The sequence below is a fragment of the Caproiciproducens sp. LBM24188 genome, assembly GCF_054130445.1.
Genome location: NZ_CP196862.1, coordinates 2,096,990 through 2,122,161, shown reverse-complemented (window position 1 = coordinate 2,122,161; position 25,172 = coordinate 2,096,990). Strand labels below are relative to the sequence as shown.

Below are 25,172 nucleotides of genomic sequence, written 5' to 3'. Positions count from 1 at the left end.
GGCTTTTTGAAAAGGGGATATAACAATGAACTCTATGATTTTTAAAAAGAAAACCCCTTTGCTGGTATTTTTAATACCCGCGTTTTTGTTCATGACACTGTTTCTTTATTATCCGTTTGTCATGAACGTGTACAACAGCTTCAGCAATATTACGGGACTTGGTACGGCGGCACAGGGACTGAACCAGCCGTGGTACCAGAACTATGTTCAGCTTTTTCAGGACCCGATTATGGCAACAGCGGTAAAGAACACCCTGCTGCTCATGGTTTTGACAATAATTTTTCAGGTTGGAATTGCACTAATTCTTGCCTTGCTGATTGATAATATTAAAAAAGGAACGCAGTTCTTCCGTACGGTTTACTTTTTCCCGATTGTAATTTCAGCAACAGCGCTGGGCCTGCTGTTCAACCTGATATTTTTATATGATGGCGGCATGGTAAACCAGTTGCTCATGAAATTCGGAGCAACGGAGGCGATTGACTGGAAAGACGAAACCCATTACTTCTTTACCATGCTGTTTCCGGTTATGTGGCAGTATGTCGGTTTTTATTTTGTCATTCTGGTTACCGGCTTGAATAACATTTCCCCGGATATTTACGAAGCGGCTGAAATTGACGGCGCCGGTGGCTTTAAGCGGGTGCGCTACATCACACTTCCGCTTCTTCATAACGTTCTGTGTACCTGTCTCACCCTTGCCATTACCGGGGCGCTGAAGGTTTTTGACCTGCCATGGGTGATGATGGGCGCCGGGATGCCGATGGATATGTCGTGGCTGACCGGTACGTATATGTACAATCAGACCTTTACCATGGGCGATGTGGATTACGGTTCCACCATAGCCATTGTGATTGTAGTGCTTGGCGTGATCATTTCCCAGCTTGCCAGCCGGATTTTCAAAGAAAAAGAGTATTGAGGAGGGAAAAGGGAATGCAGTCGGCAAAAGAAGCAATTCTGCTGGAGCAAGTGCCTGCAAAACGGCGTTTCAAGCCGGGGAAAATTGTGATTTACTTTTTCCTTTCCATCTGGGCGCTGTCCACCATTTACCCGTTTGTTTGGGTGATTCTGAATTCGTTTAAACGCAAGGGACTGATTCGTTCGGATTCCTTTTCCATCCCCTTCGGGGACAGCTTTACGCTGGAAAACTATACGACCGCGTTTGACCGCGTAGATATTTTGGGGGCTTATAAAAACAGCCTAATTATTTCCAGCGTTGTAACCGTTGCGGTGATTGTGCTTGCAGGGCTGGCCGCTTACGGCCTGACCCGTTATCGGTTCCGTGGGAGGGAATTCCTGCACGGATTGGTTATTGCGAGCATGATGTTCCCGGTTTTTTCTACCATTATTCCGGTATTCCGTATGATGTTCCGATGGCACATTGTAAATACGCAAAACGTCGGGCTTTCCCAGCTTAGCGTCATCCTTCCGCAAATCGCCGGGAACCTTTCCTTTGCCATTGTGGTTCTTATGGGGTATATCCGGGGACTTTCCATTGACCTGGAGGAGGCTGCTTATTTGGAGGGATACAATGTGTTCCAGATTTTCTTCCAGGTGATTCTTCCGATTGCGAAGCCATCCTTTGCAACGGTTGCGATTTTTACATTTCTCTGGTCTTACAACGACCTGTTTACCCAGATGTTCTTCCTGCGGTATAAAGATTCCTTTACCATTACCCGTCTGCTGAATGAAATTACGTCCATCGCCGGCGTGAACTATGGCCTGATGGCCGCGGCGGTGGTTTTGGTGGTGATTCCGGTCCTGATTGTATATGTCCTGCTGCAGAAAAATATTATTAAGGGACTAACGGTCGGCGCGGTAAAAGGATAGGCACGAACCCAAAGGCGGGTATATTTTTTGGTTGGCAAAAAATATACCTGCCTTCTTTGGTTTATGGTATAATTTTTAGGGGGTGTGTTGTTTCCCCGGCTTCATCGGGAGGGTTGTGTCATGTATAAAGTAGTGATTATTGATGATGAAGATATCATTGTGGAAGGTTTGAAAAAGGTAGTGAACTGGGAAAAATACGGCTGCGAGGTGGCCGGTACGGCCTCCGACGCGCGGTCCGGCGCTCAGGTCATTCGGGAAACCCGGCCGGATATTCTGTTTACCGACATTAAAATGCCGGAAATGGACGGCCTGACCATGCTGGCTGGCCTTAAGGGGGAATTCCCCGAAATGCAGATTGCGGTTCTAACCGGGTACCGTGATTTTGAGTATGCAAAGCGAGCCATTCATTTGGGGGTCAGCCGCTATCTGCTGAAACCGTCTAAAATGGGCGAGCTGGAGGAAGCGCTTCAGTTTATGACGGAAACCCTCGGCAAGCTGCACGGCGAGCCGCAGAAACCAAAGGAGGGCCCTGTGGAGGAAGCGCAGAACGGAAATGCGGCCAACAGCTTTATTGTCCGCAGTGCGTTGAAGTATATTGAAACCCATTACGCGGAGAAGCTGACCTTGACCGAGGTGGCGGAAAAAAATTATGTCAGCCAGTGGTACCTGAGCAAGCTGCTGAACAAATATACTGGCAAAAGTTTTTGCGACCTTTTAAATCAGACCCGCATCAGCAAAGCAGAAAAACTTTTGGAGGATCCATCCCTGAAAATCCACGAGATTTCCGACATGCTTGGGTTCAACGACGTAACGCATTTTTCAAAAATTTTTAAGAAAATCAAGCAGGTTTCGCCAAACGAATACCGCAACGAAATTCACTGCTAATTATACCGGGTACATAAGAGCCCCTGTGCATCTGGACTATCCCCTAAAAAACGGACAGTGAAAAAAGAGACCTCCTGTTGTAGAATGGAAACTACAATAGGAGGTAATTTTATATCCAGAAAATATACAAAAGTAGAAATGTTGAGTGAAGAGGTGTTTCGGCGAAAGGCAGCAGGAGAAACTAACCGAGAAATAGGAGAAAGCTATGGATTAACAAAATATCAAATCAAACAGTTGGTCAGCCGCCAGCATCGAAAGACACGCATGATTGCTAACGGGTATATTCCCCTTCCTAAAGGCAGACCGCGAAAAAACATAGCAGACGAAAACGCACGTCGGAACAACGAACTGGCTGAACTGCGAATGAAAGTAGAACTGCTGCAAAATTTTTTATCCGAAGTTGGAAGGAAGTGAAGCTAAAATATCGTGTCATTGAGCGGTTCCGTGGTAAATACGGCATTGAGGCCATGTGCCGATTTTTTGAAGTTTCCCGTAGTGGATACTATGCTTGGCGAAACCGGCAGACAAGAGAAGCTAAGGATCAATGGTTAACGGACTTAATCATGAATTGTCAACAGTGCTGCAAACAAACTTATGGTTGTCGTCGGGTACGCCGTTGGATTCAACGGCAGACAGGAAAGAAAGTCAATGTGAAAGCCATTCTGCGCATCATGCGAAAGTTTGACTTGCTTTCACAAATACGTCGGCGTCGGCCATATGTGCATTACAAACAAGCAGTACATAAATATCCAAATCTGTTGCAGAGGAGATTTGAGCAACCATTACCCAATCTTTTCTGGGTTACAGATATTACCTACATCCCTATGGTACAAGGAATGCTATATCTATGTGCGGTAGTAGACCTGTGTGGCAAAATGGTTTTGACCTATCGTATTGGTAATGATATGGCTGCCTCATTGGTTACTGATACCATCCGAGATGCTTTACAAAAAGAGAAGGTCGCTGGTGGACTTGCCCTCCACAGCGACCAAGGGTCTCAATACACCTCACAAGCATACTTTGACCTGAGTCAAGAATATCATTTTCAGCCGTCCATGTCCAGTCTCGGATGTCCATACGGCAATGCTGCTATGGAAAATTTCTTTGGCACCCTAAAAACAGAATGTTTATACCGTACTAGGAAAGCTTTCAAATCTATCATTTGGGGAGAGAGTGGAGTTGTATACATACATCATTGTGGACGATGAAATGATAATCCGGCAGGGTTGTATTGCGAAACTCCGTCAGATACCATCTTTACCGGTAGAATTTGTGGGCGAAGCTTCCAACTGATTGGAAGCGCTTGCATTGATTGAAAAAATGCATCCAGATATTGTGATTACCGATATGAAAATGAGTGGTATGGATGGAATGGAGTTTTTGGAGCGACTTGATGAACAGTACCCCAACATATTGGTGATTGTAATCAGCGGCTATAAATTGTTTGATTACGTGAAACAGGCGATTGAAAAGCATGCTGTCGGTTATGTTCTAAAGCCGTTTTCTGCAGAAGAAATCGGGGAGCAGATGCGCAAAGCGATTGAACAGCTGGAATCTCGCAGCCACGTTCAGCATCTGCAGCAAGAGGTCGCCAATTTCGCACAGAAGGAGTTCTTTTTAAACACCATCCTGCATCCTTGGTGGGAAGGTACGTCGGCTTCTTTTCATGAGAATGATCAAATGTGGAACCAGGAATATTTGCTTTTAACCGTAACGACCGAGCGGATGGATTTTACCGAAAAGCTTGAATCGTTGTGTTCTGGTCAACTACCGTTTCCCGGTTTCGTTATGGAAAATCCACTGAACAAACAGCAGAATTTGATTCTTCTGCACGGCGCGAAAGGACAGGCTGACCTGTCCGGGGTGGCGGAACAGCTAGCCATGGGGGAGGACTTCGGAGCGACAATTCCCACCATTTTTACGGATGAACCGCAAACCTGCCATAAGACGGCGCTGCGTGACCCGTTTGAAGAAACCGTCGAGATTCTGCCGTTTACGGATGATTTTGAGGAAACTTTTCAGAAAACATACGGTGTTTCTCTGCTGGAAAACCTGCCCGAGCTGCTCTGGGAGCCGAAGGATAAGCCGGTTTCCCAAATCCGGTACTGGTACCATGTTCATGTGTGCGAACGGTTTTCCGAAGCATTCGGCGACAACATTGGCCGCTGGTGCCGACAGCATAACCTTGCACTGACTGGGCACATGATGAACGAATGGACGCTCTATTCCCAAACCCTGTCGGCGGGCGACGTGATGCGCCCCATGAAGGAATTTGACCTGCCGGGGGTCGACATGCTGTGCGACCGCCGCGAACTTTCCACCGTGAAGCAGGCGAGCAGTGTGGCGCACCAGTGCGGCCGCAAGGGTGTGATGAGCGAACTGTACGGCGTGACCGGGTGGGATTTCGACTTCCGCAATCATAAACTTGCGGGAGACTGGCAGGCCGCACTCGGTGTAACGCTTCGGGTACCGCACCTGACGTGGGTTTCCATGGGCGGCGAAGCAAAGCGGGATTATCCTGCAAGTATCGGGTATCAGTCCCCGTGGTACAAGGAATATCCTTACATTGAGAACCATTTTGCACGGCTGAACACCGCCCTAACGCGCGGAAAGCCGGTGGTTCATGTGGGCGTGATTCACCCGGTGGAATCTTATTGGCTGTACTGGGGCAATCAGCGCCAGACCTCCGTGGCCCGCCAGGATTTAGAGAGCAACTTTACCAATATCATTGAATGGCTTCTGTATAATCTAATTGATTTCGACTTTATTTCAGAATCTATTTTAAGCACGGACTCCCAGTCCTGCGCAGATGCCTTCCGTATGGGCGAAATGGCTTACGATACGGTCATTGTGCCGGAATGCCACACCCTGCGCCGAACGACGCTGATGAAGCTGCAAGAATTTGCCGCACACAGAGGGAAAGTCATTTTTATGGGTGAAGCGCCTCGCTATGTGGATGCCCGTCCAGACGATGCGCCAGCACAACTGGCCAAACAATGTGTGCGCATCCCGTTCCGCCGAGGCTCTCTGCTGGAAGAGTTGAATGACGTCCGGGAAATCGACGTGGAAACGCAGGCGGTGGATGGTACCAACTCCACTAAGGTAAAGCAGTGGGAGAGCGGTGTGCGCTCCAACAACCTGTTTTATCAGCTGCGCCAGGACGGCGACAGCCGGTGGCTGTTCCTTTCCCATGTGAACCGCCCACAGAATCAGGATGTTACCTTTATCGAATCGCTGAACATTCAGGTGCGAGGCGAGTACACACCAGCCCTGTATGACACCATGACCGGTGAAATTCGCCCGGCGTATGCGGAATACGAAAACGGCTGGACGAAGATTCCGTACTACTGCTCTCAGCACGACAGCATTCTGTTTCGCCTGGAAAAAGGAAAGCAGATGCATTGCACGGCAAAGCCACAATATGTGCTCCCGAGAGGGAAACATATTCTACCGGAGCCGGAAACCTTCCAACTGGAAGAAGAGAATGTGTTACTGTTGGACCTAGCAGAGTATGCGTTTGATGACGGCCCATGGAACGGCGAAGAAGAAATTCTGCGCATCGACAACCAGTTCCGGGAAAAGCTTGGTTACCCGCTTCGCATGGAAGCGCTTGCCCAGCCGTGGACGGAACACGCACAAGCAAGGGCTGAACATACGCTACATATGCGATTCCGAATTTCGTCGAGTATTTCCCTGCCGGAAGTAACCTTTGCCATGGAACATCCGCAGGACGTCCGCTTGGTCTGGAACCAGAAGCTGATTGATATGTGCGTGGATGGGTGGTATGTGGACGAATCAATTCAGACTGTCCATCTGCCTGGATTGCTAGTCGGAGAAAACGTGTTGGAACTGCATATTCCCTTCACGCGCAAAACCAATGTGGAGTGGTGCTACCTACTGGGCGATTTTGGTGTGGAGGTCGCCGGGAAGGAAAAACGACTTACTGCATTGCCAACCCATATTGCCTTTGGCGATTTTGTACATCAGGGCCTGCCGTTCTACGCGGGCAACCTGATTTACGAGGTGCCGTTTACCTGTGAGGCGGGAACCCTTCATCTGGAAATTCCGCAGTACCGCGGCTCTTTGGTAAAGGTGAAACTGGATGGCAGGGACGCCGGTATAGTCGCACTGGCGCCGTACCGGCTGAACTGCGGAACGGTGCAGGCTGGAAAGCATGTTCTGAAATTAAAACTGTTTGGCAATCGCATTAACGCGTTCGGCGCGGTGCATAATGCGGATGAAACGGAAGAATGGTACGGCCCAAACCTTTGGAGAACGAGCGGCAATAAATGGAGCTATGAATATCATTTGAAGCAAACGGGAATCTTAACCACCCCGGAATTCTGGGTGGAGCCGTAACGCAAAACACCGGGCAATGAAAGTTCATTGCCCGGTGTTTTTACAACTTTTTTCGAATTCAGGCAAGCCTGAAAACGAATCAAACTCAACCGCAGGATTCGGTTTTAACTTTAATAAGAACCTTTTTAATTGCCATCGGTTCATGGGGGCAGATTAACGGCATGTGAGCGTCCGTCGGGAAGCAGATAACGAACGTGTCCGGACGAAGTATGGGGAAAAATCCTTTGCCATTGTCCTCAAAGAATGTGATATCGTTTTCTTCCCGATATGGCTCGGAGACAGTCAGCTGATCGGTTTTTTGCAAGCCGAACATTTCTTCTCCATTCAGCAAGTACTGAATGTCGATATATTTCTTATGGGACTCCCAACGGGCTTTCTCCTTTGGGTAAGTGGTGGGTGTCTGCACCAGCGCGAACACACGGTCTTCGTCAATCGGGTATTTGCCGGCTTCCAGCTTGCTGAAATCCGTTTTTAAAAAATAGGCGATTGCACGATCCAGATTTTCCCCCAGACCCTTGTACATTTTCATATTTTCCCGGGTGTCATAAATCAAACGGATACACCTCCAATTAAAAGATTAGAATGAATTATTAAAAAACATAATCCAGGAAGGAAATGTTTTTCGTTGATTAGTATAGGCCATTGCCAGCTTTTTATTTTTGCAAAAAATAAGAATTGACAAAATCTGCCTTGTAGATTATAATGACTTTAAAGTCAGTGATTAAGAGGTCATTTTATGAAAAAGACATCCCGTCAATTGCAGAAAGAGCAAACAAGGGAATTTTTACTGAAAACCGCATATGAATATTTTTCAGAGCACGGAATTTTAAATACCCGTATGTCTGACATTGCACAGGCGGCGGGGGTTTCCCACGGAACTGTATTTTTGCATTTTGCAACACAGGAAGCTTTGGTTACGGAAGTAGTGGAAACTTACTGCGGAAAAATTGCTTTACGAACGCACGAGCTGGCCAAATCCTGCACTTCCATACAGGAGGTTTTGTCCGCACACCTGGAGGGAATTCAGGAATATGAGCCGTTTTACACCAGGCTGGTTATTGAAAACCGCTTATTGCCGCCTGCTGCGCGGGATGCTTGGATTAACATTCAATCGGCGGTGTCCTTTCATTTCGGCCGTGTGTTGGAACGGACGCGCGGCGAGAAACAGGTGGCAGCGCTGCCGGTCAGCGCACTTTTTAACCTGTGGATCGGCCTGATTCATCATTACCTGGCAAACGGGGATTTGTTTGCGCCGGACGGGAAAGTCTTGGAGCGTCACGGCGATACCCTGATCGAATATTATATGAAATTAATCCATTATGAAACGGAGGAGGAAAAGCATGGTAGAGAAGCCCATGAAAGTCAAAAAGGTGAAATGCTGTTACGGGCACCTTGGCGGGAAGCTGGGCGATATGCTTTTTGACCGGATGCTGGAACTGGGCTGGATTCAGAAAGACCCCGAGGAGGCCAGAAAGTTTGCTCTGACCGATCTGGGAATCCGTGAATTTCTGAAATTAGGTGTCAATCCTTACGATGCATGACGGCCTGTTGGCCGCGTATCCGCAATCTCATAAATTACAAACAAAAAGGAGAATTTATATGAAAACCTGTATATCCTGTGGAATGCCCATGACAAAACCCTCTGATTTTCCGCTAGAGGATGAAAGCAAAGATTACTGCGTTTACTGCGCGCGGCCCGACGGCTCCATGCAGTCGTATTCGGAAAAGCTGGCCGGCATGACGGGGTTTTTAATCCGCACGCAGGGGTTGGATGAAGAAGCGGCTCGCCAGCTCGCCGCCCGGAATATGGCGAAACTGCCCGCGTGGAAAACGACAGCGGCGGATTAGTAAGGAGAAAGAGCGATGGAAGAAAAGGTCAAATTATCCGCGCCAATCTATCAGCAAATCGCCGCGGATATCGCATCAAAGATTGTGGATAAACGGTATGAGATCGGCGAGAAAATCTATGCTAGGTCTTATCTTGCCAGCCAGTATAATGTTTCGTGCGAAACGGCGCGAAAAGCGATTTGTATTCTTTCGGACTTGGATATTGTGGATGTTACAAAGGGAAGCGGAGTAATCATCAAATCCTATGAAAATGCCGTTCGGTTTGTTCAGCAGTACACCGATATTCAGTCGATTTATGATTTGAAGCGGAAGATTCAAGAGTCGCTGGAACGCCAGAAAAAGGAAGCAAAATATCTTCAGGACTGTATCAGCGGAATCATCGATCGGACGAAACGCTTTCAGTCCTTTAACCCTTTTATTCCATTTGAAATTAAGGTATCCTCTAAAACGCCTTACTTAAACAAAACAATTTCAGAAATCAATTTCTGGCATTACACCAATGCGACGGTGATTGGTATTAAAAGAGGGCAGGAAATTCAAATGTCCCCAGGCCCTTATGCGGTTTTGCGGGAAGATGACATTCTGTATTACTGCGGCGACAACGAATGCCAGATGCGTGTGAAGAATTTTCTGTACCCGGAAAATCCGTAACCTCATGTGAAGAAAGCGGTTACCATAGGCTTTGTTTGATTCATAGATTGCTTATGCTCAGAACATATAAGGGAAATGATATAGAGCGGCTTTTCAATCTTATAACGACTTATAGATTATCACTATAACCTATTCCTGCAGCGAAAAACCGTACTCTGAAATAACCTGTTTTAGCTCACAGATATAGGCACTTGCCTGTTTGCTTAACTGTACCTTCCGATTTGCAATCCAGCCAACCTGAATTTCATCTTCCACCAGAAGCGGAACCGATATGATATTATTTCCGTTTAAATCCGCGCTGACCACTCCGGTGGAGATGGTGTACCCGTTCAATCCGATTAACAGGTTGAACAGGGTTGCCCGGTCGCTGACATGAATGCTCTTTTTATGGAACACCGTGCTTAAGATTTCTTCTGAAAAATAGAACGAATTAAATTCCCCCTGCTCAAAGGATAAATAGGGGTAATCCTGTAAATCCTCCAGCGTTACGGCTTTTTTATGGGCGAGGGGATTCTGCGTGCCGATGAAAATGTGTGGCTTTGCGGTGAACAGGGGATGAAATTCCAAATGGTTCTCCTTCAAAAGCTTTCCAATCACTTTGGTATTGAAAGGGTTCCGGTAAAGAATCCCTATTTCACTGCGCAGGTTTTTCACATCTTCAATAATTTCATGAGTTCTAGTTTCCCGCAGGGTAAATTCATATTCCTCGGCGCCGCTGTGCTGAATCAAATTGACAAACGCGTTGACGGCAAAGGAATAGTGCTGTGTTGAAATGGAACAAAGCTGACGGGAAGGCTTTTTGTTCCGGTAGCGCTGCTCCAGCAGTCCGACCTGTTCCACTACCTGCCGGGCGTAACCAAGAAATTCAGCGCCGTCTACAGAGAGTGTGATTCCCTTGGAGGTTCGGATAAAGAGCTCAATTCCAATTTCTGTTTCCAGTTCCTTCACCGCGTTGGATAGGCTCGGCTGCGATACATACAGCCGTTTCGCCGCTTCGTTAATAGAGCCGCAGTTCACGATTTCAATGATGTATTTTAACTGCTGCAGAGTCATGTTCCAGATGTCCTTTCTCCGTCCGCCGAACGTGTTGTCCCCTCCAGTTCGGCCGATTCCCGAACTCCGGCGAAAAGGGAGAAAGCGTTTCCCATGCCGGGGATTTTATAATGATTGTACCATATTTTATCCGGACGTCAAAGCTTTTATCTTCCAATTTATAAAAGGTGCAGAAAGCCTCCTATACAAAACGCTGCCCCGACGGAAGTTCCGGGACAGCGTTTCGTTTCGTAATATGAAATTTTATCATTTTATACCCTGCTGATTTCTATTCTTTTACAGGGTCTGCTTTCCGGAACATTTTTTCTTCCGGAAGCAGGAATCAATATGGTCGTTTATAATTCCGGTGGCCTGCAAATGGGAATAGACCACAATGGATCCCAAAAACCGGAATCCTCGTGCTTTCAGGTCCTTGCTGATGATATCGGACAGAGACGAAGTGGCCGGGATTTCGGATATGTTCTGATAATGATTGATGACCGGCTGGTAATCTACAAATTTCCAAATGTATTTGTCAAAGCTGCCGAACTCTTTTTGCACTTCTAAAAAGCAGCGGGCGTTGTTGATGGACGATTCAATCTTTCTGCGGTTTCGAATAATGCCGGGGTTGGAAAGCAGCTCTTCTATTTTTTTATCATCGTAAGCCGCCACTTTTACCGGGTCGAAATTGTCGTATGCTGCCCGGTAATTTTCCCTCTTTTTCAGGATGGTTAGCCAGCTTAGGCCGGCCTGGGCGGATTCCAGCACCAGAAATTCAAATTGCTTTCGGTCGTCGTGAACAGGAACGCCCCATTCCTCATCGTGATACTTTATATACAGTTCATCGGATGTGCACCATTCGCATCGATTCATGTTCTTTCTCCTCCTTTGCTCTTTCCGCAAAACTCGAGGTTATACCGGAACTTACGCTCCAATATTGGATTTTCCGAAGTTTTCAGCGGTTGTGAAAATCCACTGGTCGCGCCAAACTTTACAGATGGAATCTACTTACTGCTTTAAACCTAGTTTAACCCGGAGAATGCGCTTTACCGATTCCTCAATGCGTTGTTCGGAGAGACTTCCGTCGGAAACCGCACTTAAAACTGCCTGATAGGCTGTTTTAAAATCCTGCGGCATTAAAATCATATCCGCCCCGGCCTGAAGGGAACGGAGGACCGATTCTTTGGTTCCGTAGTTGTTGACGATTGCGCCCATGCTCATCGAGTCGGTGATGATGATTCCGTTATATCCCAACCGGTTTCGCAGAATGTCCGTAATCATAACTTTGGAAAGGGAAGAGGGCGTATTGTCCCCAATCACGTTTGGGACGGAGATATGGGAAACCATGAGGAACGGAATGTTGTGCTGCGCCGCGGCCTGGAACGGAACCATTTCGCTTTTCCTCAGTTCCTCCAGCGACTTATTCGTGTAGGCAAACCCTTTGTGGGTGTCCCCAGCGGTGGCTCCGTGGCCGGGAAAGTGTTTGAAGCAGGAAAGCACATGATGGTCCGCAAGACCCTGGCATACCTGCAAATCCATTTCCGCCACCAGGGCTGCGTCGGTGCCGAACGAACGGTTCCCGATTACCGTATTGGACGGATTCGTCAGCACATCCGCGTCCGGGGCAAAATCAAGGTTCAGCCCGTACTCGGACAAATAGCTTCCAATGGTCGCCCCAACCTCATATGCCTTTTGCGGGTCCCTGCTTGCTCCTATTAAGGCCATGTCGGTGTATTGTTTCACCTTGAAATTGGGGTTGTTGCCAATGCGGGCAACGGTTCCTCCCTCTTCGTCCAGCGCCAGGAATAAGGGAATCCCCTCCATTTCCATGGCATATTTCTGCGTGTTTGCCGTCATGGTTTTCAGCTGCTCCGGAGTCACAATGTTGGAATCAAAATAAATCAGACCACCGACGGGATACTTCTGCAGGGCGGCACGGGTTGTGCTGCCTGCCGCCGTTACCTTTTGGCAACCGGTCAGTGCGTTGGGCGTAATTAGAAAAAGCTGAGCAACTTTTTCAGCCAACGTCATTTCAGACAGTTTCTGCTGTACCTGTTGTTCTATCGCCTGCTCTGTGACCTCCGAGGATGCCGGCGCGGTCTCTGCCGTGTCCCCGCTGGAGGAAGCAATGCTCCCGCTTTCCGAGGATTTACCTTCCGTGCGTTCGGCTTTACTGCCGGATGGCTCTGTGCCTGTTGCCGACGATACGGGTTTGCCCGCGACACCGCTGTTTTCCGCCGAATGGCACGAAGCTAAAAATAGGGGAGAGATTAGGCATACGCAGAAGAGAACGGCAACGAAGAATGCCTCTTTGGAAAAGCCCCAAACCTTGTTACTTCTCATATCATTCTCCATCCGAATGGATTCGGCCCTTAAAATATTAATTCTCATTTTCTCATTATACCTCTGCGATGCGTGTACGGCAAGGTGGTATGGTTCATAATGAACGCTGATTTCCGGCTTTCCAAAGAGGAGAATTTCTTCAGAAATTCCAGGTGTCAGTGCAGCAAAAATCGCCGCACGAATTTTCTTTCGTGCGGCGATGAAACCACTGTAAATTTTGATATTTAGCAAGGTGCGCCGTCTTCCAGTATAGCCAGAAGATGCGGGAAAACCGCAAGGCTGCGTTTCAGAATCCCCTGCATGTATGCAATGGCGATTCCGTAATTAGTAATAGGTACGTTTTCGTCCTGTGCGCACTTCATGCGCCAGCGGACTTCCCGTTCGTTCAGCATACAGCCGCCGCAGTGGATGATTAGCGCATAATCCCCCGGGTTTTCCGGAAATTCCGTGCCGGAGACCAGACTGATATTCAGCTGCTTTCCGGTGTAGTTTTTCAGCCAGCGCGGAAGTTTTACACTGCCAATGTCGTCGCACTGTCGGTGGTGGGTGCAGCCTTCGGCTATCAGGACACGGTCGCCGTCTTTCAACTTGTCAATGGCAGCTGCGCCGCGCACGGCAGTTTCCAGAAATCCTTTGTACCGCGCCATCAAAATGGAAAAAGAGGTCAGCGGAATGTCGGGCGGCGTGTCCGCCGCAGCTTTGGCGAACACCTGGCTGTCGGTAATCACGAGGGAGGGCTGCTTTCCAAGCGATCGCAGTGTTTCACGTAGCTGAAATTCCTTCACCACAACGGCGGTTGCGTTTGCTTCCAGAATATCGCGGATGGTCTGCTGCTGGGGAAGAATCAGCCTGCCCTTCGGAGCCGCTTTGTCAATGGGGACCACCAGTACAACAAAATCGGAGGGGTGAATCAGGTCGCCCACAATTTGAAGTTTGGAATCCGACACAACCGCCAGCTTGGCAATTTTTTCTTTGAGCGCCTCAATACCGGCTTTCTGTAACGCGCTGATCGAAAGGGAATGCGCGTCCGGCTTCACGTGTGCGGAAAGCAGATCACTTTTGTTCCACACAATTAGGTAGGGAATTTCTTTTTCCTTAAACAGGCGGAGCAGGTCGCGGTCGCAGTCATGCAGCCCCTCTGTTGCGTCCGCCACCAGTACGGCCACGTCCGTTTTATTCAGCACCTGCTTGGTCTTTTTTACGCGCAGTTCTCCCAGCGCGCCGGTATCGTCGAAGCCGGGCGTATCAATGATCATGACCGGCCCCATCGGAAGCAGTTCCATTGCCTTGTAGACCGGGTCGGTTGTGGTTCCCTTAATGTCCGAAACCACGGCTAGCTCCTGCCCGGTTACGGCGTTTACCACGCTGGATTTCCCCGCGTTGCGCCGCCCGAAAAATCCGATGTGTACCCGGTTTGCGGACGGAGTATCATTTAGTCCCATAATATCCTCCGATCGTTCTGGTTAAAACCGGAAATCGCGGATGCCCTGTTCAATTTTGACCAGATGATCTTTGCAGATTTCCCGCACCGTTTCCTTTGGAATGTTTTCTGTTTCGGCTAGAATCAGTTGTTCTCCAATCGCGCGGGTTTTCTCCGAAGCGTAATCCATCAGGTATTCTTTAAGCGTCATCAGCGCATTTGGGTGGCAGCAGTTCTGTATCTGCCCGCTCTTGCACAGGCTCATAAAACGGTCGCCCGTGCGTCCTTCGCGGTAGCAAGCGGTGCAGAAAGAGGGGATATAGCCCAACTCCATCAGCCAGCGTACGACTTCGTCGAGCGAGCGGGTGTCGGAAACCTCGAATTGGCTGGTCTCCTCCTCTTCCTCTTCGCCGTAGCCTCCCACGGAGGTACGTGACCCGCCGCTGATTTGGGAAACGCCCAGACGGATGACCTTTTCACGCACCGCCTTGCTTTCCCGCGTGGAGATAATCATGCCGGTGTAAGGGACGGATATACGGATAAGTGCGCAGATTTTGGCAAAGGTATCGTCGTCGATGCCGTTGTCGAACACGTTGGGGTCAATGTCGTCGGCGCGGCGGATACGCGGTACGCTGATGGTGTGCGGACCCACACCGTGCACGGCCTCCAAATGTTCGGCGTGCATCAGCAGGCCGGCAAATTCATATTTATAGCGCTCCAGACCGAACAGCACGCCCAGCCCCACGTCGTCAATGCCGCCCTCCATGGCGCGGTCCATTGCTTCGGTGTGGTAGTCATAGTCGTGCTTCGGTCCTGTTGGGTGAAGTGCGAAGTAGCTCTGTTTGTGGTAGGTTTCCTGAAACAAAATGTACGTGCCGATGCCGGCTTCCTTGAGCCTGCGGTAATTTTCCACCGTGGTAGCGGCAATATTGACGTTTACGCGGCGGATTGCGCCGTTTTTATGTTTGATGGAGTAAATCGTTTGAATGCAGTCCAGAATGTACTCAATCGGGTTGTTGACCGGGTCTTCGCCCGCTTCCAAAGCAAGCCGCTTGTGCCCCATATCCTGAAGGGCGATAACCTCGCGCGCCACTTCCTCCTGCGTCAGTTTTTTCCGTGGAATGTGGTGATTTTTCTGATGGTACGGGCAGTACACACAGCCGTTTACGCAGTAATTGGAGAGGTACAGCGGTGCAAACAGCACAATGCGGTTGCCGTAAAAATCCTTTTTCAGCTGTTGAGCCAGCTCATAGCATTCCGCTATTTTGTCCTCCCGTTCACAGGCCAGCAGAACCGATGCCTCCCGGTGGGTAAGCCCCTTGCGCAGCCTGGCTTTTTCCAGAATGCGGTCAATCAGCTCCACATTGTTTTTGTTTCTCTCCGCGTAGTCCAGGGTTTCGAGAATTTCCTCGTGGCTGATGAATTCGTCTGCCTTGAGCGACTTCGGGTTATACATATAAAGATTCCTTTCTTTCGGGTCAGCTTTTCTTTCCCGTTAGTAAATACTAGTAAAGCCATTTCAGCAGAAAGTTTAAACGGCTTTCCGGCCGCGGATAAAATCGCCGCGCGAAACAGCGATATGGTACCCAATGCTTTCTATTCTGCGCTGCAGGCACATGCGGCATTCCGCCGCTTCGTCCCCCGTGCAGATTTTATTATCGTACAGCATGTATTTTTTGCGCACGTCGCGTGGGGAAAGGTTCGGCATAACTACGTTTGCCCCCGCGAGGATTCCCAACTCGCGCCCCTGCGGGTGAATAGTACCCAAAGCGGTGGTAGCCGGCAGCAGAACGCTTGGCAGAAGGAGGCGGATTACGCCCAACAGAAACAGCGCCAGTTCCAGCGTGCCAGCTGCTTTTTCAGCAAAGGGGGTATCGCTGTGCGGGATAAATGGGCCGATTCCTACCATTTCCGGTTGAAGTTCTTTCACAAACAGCAAATCCTCCACTAGACAGTCAGTAGTCTGAAAGGGCGAGCCGACCATAAAGCCACAACCGGTCTGAAAGCCGAGCGCTTTCAGGTCGCGCAGGCAGCGCATCCGGTTTTGAAAGGACATTTCCGGTGGGTGAAGTTTGCTGTAGTGCGCTTCGTCGGCGGTTTCGTGGCGCAGCAGGTAGCGGTCGGCCCCAGCCTCCCGAAATCTGCGGTAGCTTTCCGTGCTTTTTTCCCCGATGGAGAGCGTAATGGCACAGTCCGGAAAACGGTGCTTTATTTCGGAAACAATCTGTACGATTGCATCGTCGCTGTAATAAGAATCCTCACCGCCCTGTAAAACGAAGGTGCGAAAACCCAGGCCATATCCCGTTTCGCAGCAGTCCAAAATCTGTTTCTGCGTCAGCCGGTAGCGCTGCGCACGGGCGTTACTGCGGCGGATTCCGCAGTAAATACAGTTGTTTTTGCAGTAGTTAGTGAATTCGATTAAGCCGCGCAGGTATACGTCGGTGCCATAGTATTGGCGGCGTACCTCCCGTGCTTTTTCAAATAGATATTCCGCGGCTTCTTCCGTGCGGCTGTCGATCAGCGCTTTCAACTCTGCCGCAGTCAGGCGGTGCTCCCGCGCCAGCCGGTCAATCCGTTCTTTTACTTCAGGATTCATGACTAATCACATTGGAGTAAGCGGTTTTGGCGCTAATGCCGGGCAGCTTGCCGATTTTCCCGGAAAGCGCGCTGATGATGTCCTGCGGTGCGTCGATGGCGATGCTGATAATATGGATATTGCGTTTCCGATAAGGAATCCCCATTCTTCCAATAATGTATTTTCCGTACTCGTGAAGTACTTCATTCAGTTCTTCGACGGCATCCATATGTTCCACAATAATACCGATGATAGCAACTCTGGTATCCATCTGTTTTCCTCTCTTTCCATCCATACAAACTGCGGCATTCCGGCAGAATACGGCTTTTTCTGAAACCAGGGCAGCAAAAAGGCCGCGCCAAAACGGTGCGGCCAAAAGTGTACGGATTCTGTCCTCAATCCGGATCAAATAAGGTCTTTCGGTTCGGGCCGCTCCCTTGCCGTCAGATTTGTTTGTTATATTATAAACAATATATTTTTGTATTTCAACGTTTTTTTGAATTTCGTTTCAGGAATTTTTCTGGAATTTTCCATCATGGTGTTGGCCTGAAACCAGTCGGAAGAATTTAGAATGCGGATTTTTAGGGAATTTTTTGTATTTTAATATTGACAAGCATACCAATGATGTGATATCATAAATCTCGCACTTGTGAGTGGAGAGGTGTCCGAGTGGTTTAAGGAGCTAGTCTTGAAAACTAGTGATCCCGCAAGGGACCAAGAGTTCGAATCTCTTCCTCTCCGCCAATCTAAAAACTAAATTGGTTTTAGTGTATCATTCACCATATGGAGAAGTACCCAAGTGGTGAAGGGGCTCCCCTGCTAAGGGAGTAGGTCGGGTAACCGGCGCAAGGGTTCAAATCCCTTCTTCTCCGCCAAGCCGCATGAATGTTGATTTCATGCGGCTTTTCTTTTATTTATTTTTTATTTTAATTTGCTCAGTAGATATAAACTGTATAATCTTTCTATTGTCACTTTTGATCCCACTGGTTTTTCCCCCTCCAAAAGTCATTCGGTATCCTCGGTGAACCGCTCGCAAAAATGGAATAGAAACCCAAAGCCGATGGAATGACGCTTCAGCTGTGCCGGTATTTGGTAGGAAGCTGCGGGTATAATCCTATTATAACGATGCGTCTGCCCTTATGTGCCCGGGCCACATAAGGGCTCCGTTTGATTTCGGCGGCACACCGAAGACCCTGCGCTGTTTTTATATTAATTCGCTGTATAAAATGAGGAGGAATGAGGTATGGCTAAACAAAATCAGGAGAATCAGGAATCCAGTTCTTTTTTTGCCGGAGTTTATCAAATAGTCGCACAAATTCCTTTCGGAAAAGTTATCTCGTACGGACAAATTGCCTGGATGCTTGGGAAACCGCGGGCAGCACGGATGGTTGGGTGGGCCATGCGCCGCTGTCCGGACGGGCTGCCCTGGCAGCGCGTGGTCATGGCCGACGGAACCCTTGCCGGCGGCCCGTATGCTGACCTGCGAAGAGAACTACTGAAAGCGGAAGGCGTTGCATTTTTACCGGATGGAAGGGTCGATATGGACGCTTGCCGGTGGGAACTGTTTCGCACAGAAACGCCGCAGAAGTAATCGCTATTTTTCCGATTTAAAATGGCTGTATAAATGAAAAGATAAAAAACGGTGCAGAATTTTAAGTTCTGCACCGTTTTTTATGGCTTTCACGATTTCTAATTTTCCTTGTACTTGGGTAATCCGTTCTTCGCAGCCGTCCTGCGTTTGACACAAATTTACCAAGGAAACGGTTTGCCCTAGTGATGAATATGCTAATATGCTGGTTGCTGCGGCAGCATCAGTTGTTTGTTAGAAAAGCAGAGCGGTCGCAAAGTTTGCATAGTCCCATTGCGGGAATCGTCGCGACGAACCAAAGCAGGGAGAAGGGCAGGCATATTTGCCCCAATATATTTAGCGGCATAGCGGAATAGTCCCACACGTCCATTTTCAGAACTATATTCACAATTACGCCGATGATAAATTCCACCGAAGTGATGATTGCGGAACCGGCCGCACAGCGAATAAAAATCGGTTCGTTTTTGATCCGATTATTGCAGATTTGGTCAATCAAGCAAAGGCACAGCCCGCCGGCTACCGCCATGGAAAAATCCGTCCGGCCGCGCGCGGCGATTTCGAGCGTAGGATATATGGTTCCTCCGGTGAGAAATAAAAATGCTCTTTTTTTCATATTTACCCCCCAATCTGTTCCTTTGAATTTTTTGCAGAATGGGGTGGTTTATACTTGCGCTGTGTTGCTAATTATTGTCTTTTTAAAGGTTCCATCTTGAGTTTTACCAAATTTATGATATAATAAAAATATATTTTAATTTATTTGTTTTCGGTAAAAATATTTTTTAAGAGGGATGTCGGATGAAAATTATCAGTGCGCCGGACTATCAAAGTATGAGCCGAAAAGCAGCGAATATTATTTCTGCTCAGGTAATCTTATTTCCAGATTCGGTTCTAGGGCTTGCAACAGGCTCTACACCGTTGGGTGTGTATCAGCAGCTGATCGACTGGTACAAAAAAGGAGATCTGGATTTTTCAAAGGTTCGCAGCGTCAATTTGGATGAATACTGTGGGCTGGCGGGGGACCATGAGCAAAGTTACCGCTATTATATGAATACGAACTTTTTCAAACATATCAATATTTCCATGGAAAATACCTATGTACCGAATGGAATGGCGCAGGATGTGGATGCAGAATGCCGCCGTTATGACAAAATCATCAACGATTTGGGCGGAATTGATCTTCAGCTGCTCGGAATTGGGCATACCGGCCATATCGGTTTTAACGAACCCGATGAGGATTTTGACAAGATGACGCATTGCGTGAAGTTGAAGCAGAAAACCATCGATGCCAATTCTCGCTTTTTTGAAAGGGTGGATCAGGTTCCGAAGTATGCGATTACGATGGGAATTAAGGCTATTATGCAGGCGAAAAAGCTGCTGTTAGTTGCCAATGGAGAAAACAAGGCCGATATTCTCTGCCGTTCGCTGTTTGGCCCGGTTACCCCGAAGGTGCCGGCGTCCATCCTGCAGCTGCACAACGATTTAACGGTTGTTGCGGACGAAGCAGCGCTTTCGCTGATTCGTTCCAAATACCCGGAAGCGATTGGCTGACAATTTCGAAATCGAATCCGAAATCGAATCAATTAAAAACACCCGGTCAGGATGAAATGACCCCATTTGTTTTCAGTATATCATACTGTCTAACAAATGGGGTGCAGTTCAGGATTTCCTGACCGGGTGTTTTTTAGATTGTAATAGGGTCGGTTCGGGCGAATCCAAGTTCAGCCGTAACCGGAACGGCTTTGAAACGATTTTCCTCAAGACCGCCTAGCTCAGCCAGTGCTCTTCAAGCTCCCGTACCATCTGTTCATATTGTTTAGCGCAGGCCTCGTTTTCACCACAGCGTATTTTCTCCAAACAGGGCGCAAGGCTGGATTCCCAAATGGCTTGATAAATCCTTTCTTTGCGTTCGGATTGGTCAATTCTGTTTACAATCATCGGCGCAAACAGGTAATATTCCCGAATCTTTGCCTGCCCCTCCGGTGTTTTTGCCAGCCAGTTGTCGCGGAACGAGCGGAACGCATTCAGTTCTTCGCAGTCGTCGCCTTTGCCGAGGCTGGTACAAACAGCGGTAGTAATAAAGCATAACTTTTTGCGAAACCCGTTGCTGATTTGGTCAAAAGTCGATTTTCCAAGTTTGTTTTTCGGGTAGTGCTCGTTCCAGACCGCAAGAAAACGGTCGGCAAGTTCTTCCGCGGCGGGGGTATGATATTCCATAATGGCCGGAATGGTGTAAGCCACAATTAGGTAGCGGCAGTCGAAAAAGCGGGGGTCGCTTTCTTTTTTTACGCCCTCCTGTTTTAGACTTTTTAAAAATCTTTCAAAAAGCACATGGGCAAACCGGTCTGCCGCGTCGCTGCCTTCCGTGGCCGCCAGGCTGTAAGCATGCAGCGCGGGGCGGAAAGATTGCTCATAATCCTGAAAAAACTTTTCGTAGTTGTTTTGTTTCAGTGAATAAATGTTATTTTGCGCAAGAAACAGGTCGTCGTTTAGCAGCGTTTCCGCCTGCTTCATGAGTGATTCGTAATTTTCTCCGGTTTGCTGGCCATCCTGCTTCGCTTCCGCCTGCGTTTGCAGCACGGTAGCTACGCGTATCGGTTTTGCGCAGTACATACAAACAATCTGTTCCGCATCCTGCGGTATTTGAAGTTCCTTGCCGCAGTGCGGGCAGTTCGCTTTCACATATTCCATTACTGAACATCCTTCCGTTGCGGGCCGTCCGATTCAAACCTTATTATCAAGCCCGGTTTTGAATGTACTCCTTCATTCGGTCAAAAGTTTCCTGACTAATGATATGTTCAATCCTGCAGGAATCCTGTACTGCTGTTTCGTGGGATATTCCAAGCGTCATTTCCAAGAATTCCGCAATCAGTCTGTGACGTTCGTAAACCGCTTCCGCCTTTTTCCGTCCGGCGTCTGTCAGCACAAGGTTCCCGTTTTGCTCCATAATTAAAAAACCGGCCTCTTTCAGGATGCCCATAGCCCGGCTGACACTGGCTTTGGTAAAATCCAGTTCATTTGCAACATCGATAGAGCGGACGGATCCATTTCTATTTTGAAGAATCAAAATAGTTTCCAAGTAATTTTCCCCGGATTCCTGAATTTTCACAGGTAAACCTCCTTAGCTGCTGATATTCTAGTTATTATAGCATTATTCCTTAAATATAACAACTATCTCCGCAATACCTTTCTGTTTTTTCTATTTTTATCCGAGTCGATTTATGTTAGAATAGTAAAATCGAATGTAAAATTGCACACTTGGCAAAAACCACTTGTTTTTTTGGAGGTAGTATGATTACAGTAACCGACCTAGGGCTTAGTTTCAGCGGGCAGACCTTATTTTCCCATGTGAACCTTCTGTTTACGGCTGGAAACTGCTACGGCGTTATCGGAGCGAATGGCGCCGGGAAATCTACATTTTTAAAGCTGCTTTCCGGGCAGTTGGAACCCACAAAGGGTGAAATCACCATCGACCCGAAAATGCGGATGTCTGTTTTGAAGCAGGACCATCACGCATTTGACGAATATACCGTGCTGGATTCGATTATAATGGGCAATCCCAGGCTTTACGAAGTGTCCAAACAAAAGGACGCGCTTTATGCGAAAGAAGACTTCAGCGATGAGGACGGCATACTGGCCGCGGACCTGGAGGCGGAATTTGCGGAACTGAACGGCTGGGATGCGGAAACCGAAGCCGGCCGCCTGTTGCAGGGCCTTGGCATGGACAGTTCCATCCTGTATTCCCAAATGAGTTCACTGCCTGGTGCGGATAAGGTCAAGGTTCTGCTTGCAAGCGCCCTGTTCGGCCAGCCGGACATTATCTTGCTGGACGAACCAACCAACGACCTCGACAACAAATCCATTGCCTGGCTGGAAGAATTTCTAATTGATTATCAGGGGACGGTAATCGTCGTATCGCATGACCGTCATTTCTTGAATAATGTTTGTACCCATATTGTAGATATCGATTACAACCAGATTAAGATGTACGTTGGCAACTATGATTTTTGGTACGAATCCAGCCAGCTGATGCAGCGTATGATGCGGGACCAGAACCGGAAGGCGGAGGAGAAAATCAAGGAATTGCAAACCTTTATTCAGCGCTTTTCCGCCAATAAGTCCAAATCAAGGCAGGCGACTTCGCGTAAAAAGCTGCTCGAAAAGATTACGGTGGAAGAGATGCCCGCTTCTTCGCGCCGCTATCCGTTTGTCGGCTTTACTATGGACCGCGAACCCGGAAAAGAGATTCTTACCGTGGAGGGACTCTCCAAAACGGTCGATGGGGTAAAGGTGCTGAACAATGTCAGTTTCCGGGTCAACAAGGGCGATAAAATTGCGTTTGTCGGTTCCAATGAAATTGCCAACACCACGTTGTTCAAAATTCTGATGAGCGAAATGGAACCGGACGAAGGTTCGTACAAATGGGGCGTAAGCACTACGCAGTCTTATTTTCCGCAGGACAATTCCGCGTTTTTCAACGGCTGCAAACTGAGCATCCTGAAGTGGCTGGAGCAGTATTCTTCCGACACAACGGAAACCTATCTGCGCAGCTTCCTTGGGAAAATGCTGTTTTCCGGCGATGACGTCCTGAAAGAAGTCAGTGTGCTGTCCGGTGGGGAAAAGGTTCGCTGCATGCTTTCCCGCATGATGATGTTTGGTTCTAACGTACTGGTTCTGGACCAACCCACGAACCATCTGGACCTGGAATCCATCACGGCGGTGAACAACGGGCTGATTGATTTTAAAGGGGTTGTCCTGTTTGCTTCGCATGACCATCAGTTTGTGCAGACGATTGCAAACCGGATTATTGAACTGACAGAAGACGGCCTAATTGACCGTATGACAACGTACGATGAATATTTGGAAGCCAGGGACGGAATTTTGTCGTAACGTGTTACAATATTAAATATTTGGTTTAAAAAAATCCTTCCCCCAAACGGACGAAGGATTTTTTTGCATGTTTTTTCATTTGAAATTCATAATTCGTTCATGCTTTTTCAGTTGACATAAAATTAAAGAACTGATATACTTTAATTTATAATTCATATTATACACTATTTAATAGGATTAAACGACGATTTTAAGCCATATTCTTAAAACAGATTACAAAGTAAGAAGAAACGGAGCTTTTACCTGTAAAAAACAGTTACAGGAAGTTCCGGTTTTTTATACAGATAAAGAATAACATGACTTAAAAAAATTCATTTTAATATTTCTTATGAAAAGGAGTTAAGCAAATGGCCAGAAACGCAAACAGCGATTTTTTCGCTCTCACACCGGAAATCCTGGATCTGACGGATCTTTGCACCAGCCATAGTACCATTGACCCGAGCCTGTATGCGAAATACGATGTAAAACGCGGTCTCCGCGATTTGAACGGCAAAGGCGTTCTGACCGGTCTTACAGAAATTTCGGAAATTGTGTCCTCCCGGCAGGTAGACGGGCAGAGCGTACCCTGCGAGGGGGAATTGTACTATCGTGGAATCAATATTAAAGATATTGTCAGGGGATTCCTTACAGAAAATCGGTTTGGTTTTGAGGAGACTACATATCTGCTTCTGTTTGGGGAGCTGCCTTCGGCGGAACGGTTATGCAAATTCAAAGACCTACTTTCCAAATACCGCACCCTGCCGACCAACTTTGTGCGCGACATTATTATGAAGGCTCCAACTTTCGATATGATGAATACCCTCGCCAGAAGCGTACTGACACTTTACGCGTATGACCAGAAAGCCAACGATACTTCATTGCCCAACGTGCTGCGCCAGTGTCTTGAAATGATTGCCCTGTTCCCGCAGCTTGCCGTTTATGGGTATCAGGCTTATGTACACAATCAGAATCCGAACAACAGCTTTTTCATCCACGCGCCAAAACCGGAGCTCTCCACTGCGGAAAATATTCTCTGCATGCTGCGCATGGATCAGCAGTATACGGAACTGGAAGCACGTATTCTTGACCTTGCGCTTGTGCTTCACGCGGAGCACGGCGGCGGAAACAACTCCAGCTTTACCACCCACGTGGTTGCGTCGTCCGGTACGGACGCATATTCCGTTATTGCGGCCGCACTTGGTTCCCTGAAGGGGCCGAAGCACGGCGGGGCAAATATTAAAGTCATGAAAATGTTTGAAGACATGAAGCAGAGCATCGATGATTGGACGGACGAGGATAAGGTCACCGATTATTTGAGAAAACTGCTGCATAAAGAGGCATTTGACCACGCAGGCCTGATTTACGGTATGGGTCATGCAGTTTATTCGCTTTCCGACCCCCGCGCGGATATCTTCCGCAAATTTGTTCAGAGACTTTCGGAGGAAAAGGGGCTTGTCCGGGAATATCAGCTGTATTCGCTTGTGGAGCGCCTTGCGCCGGAAGTGATTGCGCAGGAACGCAAAACATACAAGGGTGTCAGCGCGAACATCGACTTTTACAGCGGCTTTGTGTACCACATGCTAGGGCTTCCGCTGGAACTGTACACGCCGGTTTTCGCCATGGCCCGTATTGCAGGATGGAGCGCCCACCTGCTGGAAGAACAAATCAATACCGGAAAGATTATTCGCCCCGCGTACAAGAGCATTGCAGCACGCCGTGTCTATGTTCCTCTGCATGACAGAACATAGGGAACAGCGGTGCGAAACGACCGACTGGCGGTT

The 25,172-nt window shown here is 48.2% G+C and carries 25 protein-coding genes and 2 tRNA genes; 16 read left to right on the top strand and 11 right to left on the bottom strand.

Annotated elements, in window-relative coordinates; genetic code table 11:
* Positions 1-25 precede the first annotated feature (25 nt).
* From ACSVDI_RS10100 to ACSVDI_RS10075, 6 genes are all read left to right on the top strand, one after another.
* Complete coding sequence (locus ACSVDI_RS10100) at positions 26-913, top strand: carbohydrate ABC transporter permease (protein ID WP_457942629.1); 888 nt, start codon at positions 26-28, stop codon at positions 911-913.
* 14 nt (positions 914-927) lie between these two features.
* Positions 928-1,824 (top strand): carbohydrate ABC transporter permease, encoded by an 897-nt coding sequence (locus ACSVDI_RS10095; protein ID WP_457942627.1) that lies wholly within the window; start codon positions 928-930, stop codon positions 1,822-1,824.
* A gap of 120 nt (positions 1,825-1,944) precedes the next feature.
* Entirely contained in the window at positions 1,945-2,709 is a 765-nt protein-coding gene (locus ACSVDI_RS10090) for a response regulator transcription factor (RefSeq protein WP_457942625.1), read from the top strand.
* An 84-nt stretch (positions 2,710-2,793) separates the two neighbouring features.
* Positions 2,794-3,123 (top strand): hypothetical protein, encoded by a 330-nt coding sequence (locus ACSVDI_RS10085; RefSeq protein WP_457942624.1) that lies wholly within the window; start codon positions 2,794-2,796, stop codon positions 3,121-3,123.
* Entirely contained in the window at positions 3,120-3,917 is a 798-nt protein-coding gene (locus ACSVDI_RS10080) for an IS3 family transposase (protein WP_457942623.1), read from the top strand. The genes ACSVDI_RS10085 and ACSVDI_RS10080 overlap by 4 nt, the downstream gene beginning before the upstream one ends.
* A gap of 100 nt (positions 3,918-4,017) precedes the next feature.
* Positions 4,018-7,068, top strand: a complete 3,051-nt coding sequence (locus ACSVDI_RS10075; RefSeq protein WP_457942622.1) for a response regulator — start codon at positions 4,018-4,020, stop codon at positions 7,066-7,068.
* Positions 7,069-7,153: 85 nt separating this feature from the next.
* Here the strand turns inward: ACSVDI_RS10075 and ACSVDI_RS10070 are convergent, their stop codons facing one another.
* A complete protein-coding gene (locus tag ACSVDI_RS10070; protein WP_457942621.1) occupies positions 7,154-7,621 on the bottom strand; it encodes a YhcH/YjgK/YiaL family protein in 468 nt (155 codons plus the stop codon).
* A gap of 183 nt (positions 7,622-7,804) precedes the next feature.
* On the opposite strand from ACSVDI_RS10070, the gene ACSVDI_RS10065 reads away from it, so the two are divergent.
* Genes ACSVDI_RS10065 through ACSVDI_RS10050 form a run of 4 tightly spaced genes read left to right on the top strand, consistent with a single transcriptional unit; the run spans position 7,805 to position 9,567 of the window.
* On the top strand, positions 7,805-8,491 hold the full coding sequence (locus ACSVDI_RS10065) for a TetR/AcrR family transcriptional regulator (RefSeq protein WP_457942620.1): 687 nt from the start codon (positions 7,805-7,807) through the stop codon (positions 8,489-8,491).
* A complete protein-coding gene (locus tag ACSVDI_RS10060) occupies positions 8,481-8,609 on the top strand; it encodes a hypothetical protein (protein WP_457942618.1) in 129 nt (42 codons plus the stop codon). Before ACSVDI_RS10065 ends, ACSVDI_RS10060 begins: the two co-directional genes overlap by 11 nt.
* 58 nt (positions 8,610-8,667) lie before the next feature.
* Positions 8,668-8,916 carry a zinc ribbon domain-containing protein gene (locus ACSVDI_RS10055; RefSeq protein WP_457942616.1) on the top strand — a complete coding sequence of 83 codons (249 nt, stop codon included), beginning with the start codon at positions 8,668-8,670 and terminating at the stop codon, positions 8,914-8,916.
* A gap of 15 nt (positions 8,917-8,931) precedes the next feature.
* Positions 8,932-9,567 (top strand): TrkA C-terminal domain-containing protein, encoded by a 636-nt coding sequence (locus tag ACSVDI_RS10050; RefSeq protein ID WP_457942615.1) that lies wholly within the window; start codon positions 8,932-8,934, stop codon positions 9,565-9,567.
* A 129-nt stretch (positions 9,568-9,696) separates the two neighbouring features.
* On the opposite strand, the gene ACSVDI_RS10045 is transcribed toward ACSVDI_RS10050, so the two are convergent.
* From ACSVDI_RS10045 to ACSVDI_RS10015, 7 genes are all read right to left on the bottom strand, one after another.
* Positions 9,697-10,620, bottom strand: coding sequence for a LysR family transcriptional regulator (locus ACSVDI_RS10045; protein ID WP_457942613.1), 924 nt, complete (start codon positions 10,618-10,620; stop codon positions 9,697-9,699).
* A gap of 276 nt (positions 10,621-10,896) precedes the next feature.
* The gene (locus ACSVDI_RS10040) at positions 10,897-11,472 is read right to left on the bottom strand and encodes a DNA-3-methyladenine glycosylase I (protein WP_457942611.1); all 576 of its coding nucleotides are present in this window, start codon (positions 11,470-11,472) and stop codon (positions 10,897-10,899) included.
* 135 nt (positions 11,473-11,607) lie between these two features.
* Complete coding sequence (locus tag ACSVDI_RS10035; RefSeq protein WP_457942610.1) at positions 11,608-12,942, bottom strand: glycoside hydrolase family 3 protein; 1,335 nt, start codon at positions 12,940-12,942, stop codon at positions 11,608-11,610.
* 224 nt (positions 12,943-13,166) lie between these two features.
* Positions 13,167-14,384 carry a [FeFe] hydrogenase H-cluster maturation GTPase HydF gene (gene hydF, locus ACSVDI_RS10030; protein ID WP_457942608.1) on the bottom strand — a complete coding sequence of 406 codons (1,218 nt, stop codon included), beginning with the start codon at positions 14,382-14,384 and terminating at the stop codon, positions 13,167-13,169.
* Positions 14,385-14,405: 21 nt separating this feature from the next.
* Positions 14,406-15,818 (bottom strand): [FeFe] hydrogenase H-cluster radical SAM maturase HydG, encoded by a 1,413-nt coding sequence (gene hydG / locus ACSVDI_RS10025; RefSeq protein ID WP_457942607.1) that lies wholly within the window; start codon positions 15,816-15,818, stop codon positions 14,406-14,408.
* A gap of 75 nt (positions 15,819-15,893) precedes the next feature.
* On the bottom strand, positions 15,894-16,958 hold the full coding sequence (gene hydE, locus ACSVDI_RS10020) for a [FeFe] hydrogenase H-cluster radical SAM maturase HydE (protein WP_457942605.1): 1,065 nt from the start codon (positions 16,956-16,958) through the stop codon (positions 15,894-15,896).
* Entirely contained in the window at positions 16,948-17,208 is a 261-nt protein-coding gene (locus ACSVDI_RS10015) for a TM1266 family iron-only hydrogenase system putative regulator (RefSeq protein WP_457942603.1), read from the bottom strand. The genes hydE and ACSVDI_RS10015 overlap by 11 nt, the downstream gene beginning before the upstream one ends.
* A 384-nt stretch (positions 17,209-17,592) precedes the next feature.
* On the opposite strand from ACSVDI_RS10015, the gene ACSVDI_RS10010 reads away from it, so the two are divergent.
* The 3 genes from ACSVDI_RS10010 to ACSVDI_RS10000 all read left to right on the top strand — a co-directional run bounded on the left by ACSVDI_RS10010 (position 17,593) and on the right by ACSVDI_RS10000 (position 18,528).
* Positions 17,593-17,681 (top strand) — tRNA-Ser (locus ACSVDI_RS10010).
* Between the two features lie 41 nt (positions 17,682-17,722).
* Positions 17,723-17,812 (top strand) — tRNA-Ser (locus tag ACSVDI_RS10005).
* A 368-nt stretch (positions 17,813-18,180) separates the two neighbouring features.
* Positions 18,181-18,528, top strand: coding sequence for an MGMT family protein (locus ACSVDI_RS10000; protein WP_457942601.1), 348 nt, complete (start codon positions 18,181-18,183; stop codon positions 18,526-18,528).
* Positions 18,529-18,748: 220 nt separating this feature from the next.
* Here the strand turns inward: ACSVDI_RS10000 and ACSVDI_RS09995 are convergent, their stop codons facing one another.
* Positions 18,749-19,138 carry a putative ABC transporter permease gene (locus ACSVDI_RS09995; RefSeq protein WP_457942599.1) on the bottom strand — a complete coding sequence of 130 codons (390 nt, stop codon included), beginning with the start codon at positions 19,136-19,138 and terminating at the stop codon, positions 18,749-18,751.
* 182 nt (positions 19,139-19,320) lie between these two features.
* Between ACSVDI_RS09995 and nagB the strand changes: the two genes are divergently transcribed.
* A complete protein-coding gene (gene nagB / locus ACSVDI_RS09990) occupies positions 19,321-20,073 on the top strand; it encodes a glucosamine-6-phosphate deaminase (RefSeq protein WP_457942597.1) in 753 nt (250 codons plus the stop codon).
* 216 nt (positions 20,074-20,289) lie between these two features.
* On the opposite strand, the gene ACSVDI_RS09985 is transcribed toward nagB, so the two are convergent.
* Both ACSVDI_RS09985 and ACSVDI_RS09980 read right to left on the bottom strand, forming a co-directional pair.
* Positions 20,290-21,213 carry a CFI-box-CTERM domain-containing protein gene (locus ACSVDI_RS09985; RefSeq protein WP_457942595.1) on the bottom strand — a complete coding sequence of 308 codons (924 nt, stop codon included), beginning with the start codon at positions 21,211-21,213 and terminating at the stop codon, positions 20,290-20,292.
* 46 nt (positions 21,214-21,259) lie between these two features.
* On the bottom strand, positions 21,260-21,631 hold the full coding sequence (locus ACSVDI_RS09980) for a metal-dependent transcriptional regulator (RefSeq protein WP_457942593.1): 372 nt from the start codon (positions 21,629-21,631) through the stop codon (positions 21,260-21,262).
* 182 nt (positions 21,632-21,813) lie between these two features.
* Between ACSVDI_RS09980 and ACSVDI_RS09975 the strand changes: the two genes are divergently transcribed.
* Positions 21,814-23,412, top strand: coding sequence for an ABC-F family ATP-binding cassette domain-containing protein (locus ACSVDI_RS09975; protein WP_457942591.1), 1,599 nt, complete (start codon positions 21,814-21,816; stop codon positions 23,410-23,412).
* 347 nt (positions 23,413-23,759) lie between these two features.
* Positions 23,760-25,139, top strand: coding sequence for a citrate/2-methylcitrate synthase (locus tag ACSVDI_RS09970; protein ID WP_457942590.1), 1,380 nt, complete (start codon positions 23,760-23,762; stop codon positions 25,137-25,139).
* Positions 25,140-25,172 lie beyond the last annotated feature (33 nt).

Excerpts from the sequence above, each read along its gene's own strand:
- ACSVDI_RS10035 (WP_457942610.1), bottom strand. The coding sequence starts at position 12,942 with ATGAGAAGTAACAAGGTTTGGGGCTTTTCCAAAGAGGCATTCTTCGTT.
- ACSVDI_RS10045 (WP_457942613.1), bottom strand. The coding sequence starts at position 10,620 with ATGACTCTGCAGCAGTTAAAATACATCATTGAAATCGTGAACTGCGGC.
- ACSVDI_RS10050 (WP_457942615.1), top strand. The coding sequence starts at position 8,932 with ATGGAAGAAAAGGTCAAATTATCCGCGCCAATCTATCAGCAAATCGCC.
- ACSVDI_RS09970 (WP_457942590.1), top strand. The coding sequence starts at position 23,760 with ATGGCCAGAAACGCAAACAGCGATTTTTTCGCTCTCACACCGGAAATC.
- ACSVDI_RS10085 (WP_457942624.1), top strand. The coding sequence starts at position 2,794 with ATGGAAACTACAATAGGAGGTAATTTTATATCCAGAAAATATACAAAA.
- ACSVDI_RS10040 (WP_457942611.1), bottom strand. The coding sequence starts at position 11,472 with ATGAATCGATGCGAATGGTGCACATCCGATGAACTGTATATAAAGTAT.
- hydG (WP_457942607.1), bottom strand. The coding sequence starts at position 15,818 with ATGTATAACCCGAAGTCGCTCAAGGCAGACGAATTCATCAGCCACGAG.
- ACSVDI_RS09975 (WP_457942591.1), top strand. The coding sequence starts at position 21,814 with ATGATTACAGTAACCGACCTAGGGCTTAGTTTCAGCGGGCAGACCTTA.
- ACSVDI_RS09985 (WP_457942595.1), bottom strand. The coding sequence starts at position 21,213 with ATGGAATATGTGAAAGCGAACTGCCCGCACTGCGGCAAGGAACTTCAA.
- ACSVDI_RS10060 (WP_457942618.1), top strand. The coding sequence starts at position 8,481 with ATGCTTTTTGACCGGATGCTGGAACTGGGCTGGATTCAGAAAGACCCC.
- ACSVDI_RS10015 (WP_457942603.1), bottom strand. The coding sequence starts at position 17,208 with ATGGATACCAGAGTTGCTATCATCGGTATTATTGTGGAACATATGGAT.
- nagB (WP_457942597.1), top strand. The coding sequence starts at position 19,321 with ATGAAAATTATCAGTGCGCCGGACTATCAAAGTATGAGCCGAAAAGCA.
- ACSVDI_RS10055 (WP_457942616.1), top strand. The coding sequence starts at position 8,668 with ATGAAAACCTGTATATCCTGTGGAATGCCCATGACAAAACCCTCTGAT.
- ACSVDI_RS10100 (WP_457942629.1), top strand. The coding sequence starts at position 26 with ATGAACTCTATGATTTTTAAAAAGAAAACCCCTTTGCTGGTATTTTTA.
- ACSVDI_RS10065 (WP_457942620.1), top strand. The coding sequence starts at position 7,805 with ATGAAAAAGACATCCCGTCAATTGCAGAAAGAGCAAACAAGGGAATTT.
- ACSVDI_RS10000 (WP_457942601.1), top strand. The coding sequence starts at position 18,181 with ATGGCTAAACAAAATCAGGAGAATCAGGAATCCAGTTCTTTTTTTGCC.
- ACSVDI_RS10090 (WP_457942625.1), top strand. The coding sequence starts at position 1,945 with ATGTATAAAGTAGTGATTATTGATGATGAAGATATCATTGTGGAAGGT.
- hydF (WP_457942608.1), bottom strand. The coding sequence starts at position 14,384 with ATGGGACTAAATGATACTCCGTCCGCAAACCGGGTACACATCGGATTT.
- hydE (WP_457942605.1), bottom strand. The coding sequence starts at position 16,958 with ATGAATCCTGAAGTAAAAGAACGGATTGACCGGCTGGCGCGGGAGCAC.
- ACSVDI_RS09995 (WP_457942599.1), bottom strand. The coding sequence starts at position 19,138 with ATGAAAAAAAGAGCATTTTTATTTCTCACCGGAGGAACCATATATCCT.
- ACSVDI_RS10095 (WP_457942627.1), top strand. The coding sequence starts at position 928 with ATGCAGTCGGCAAAAGAAGCAATTCTGCTGGAGCAAGTGCCTGCAAAA.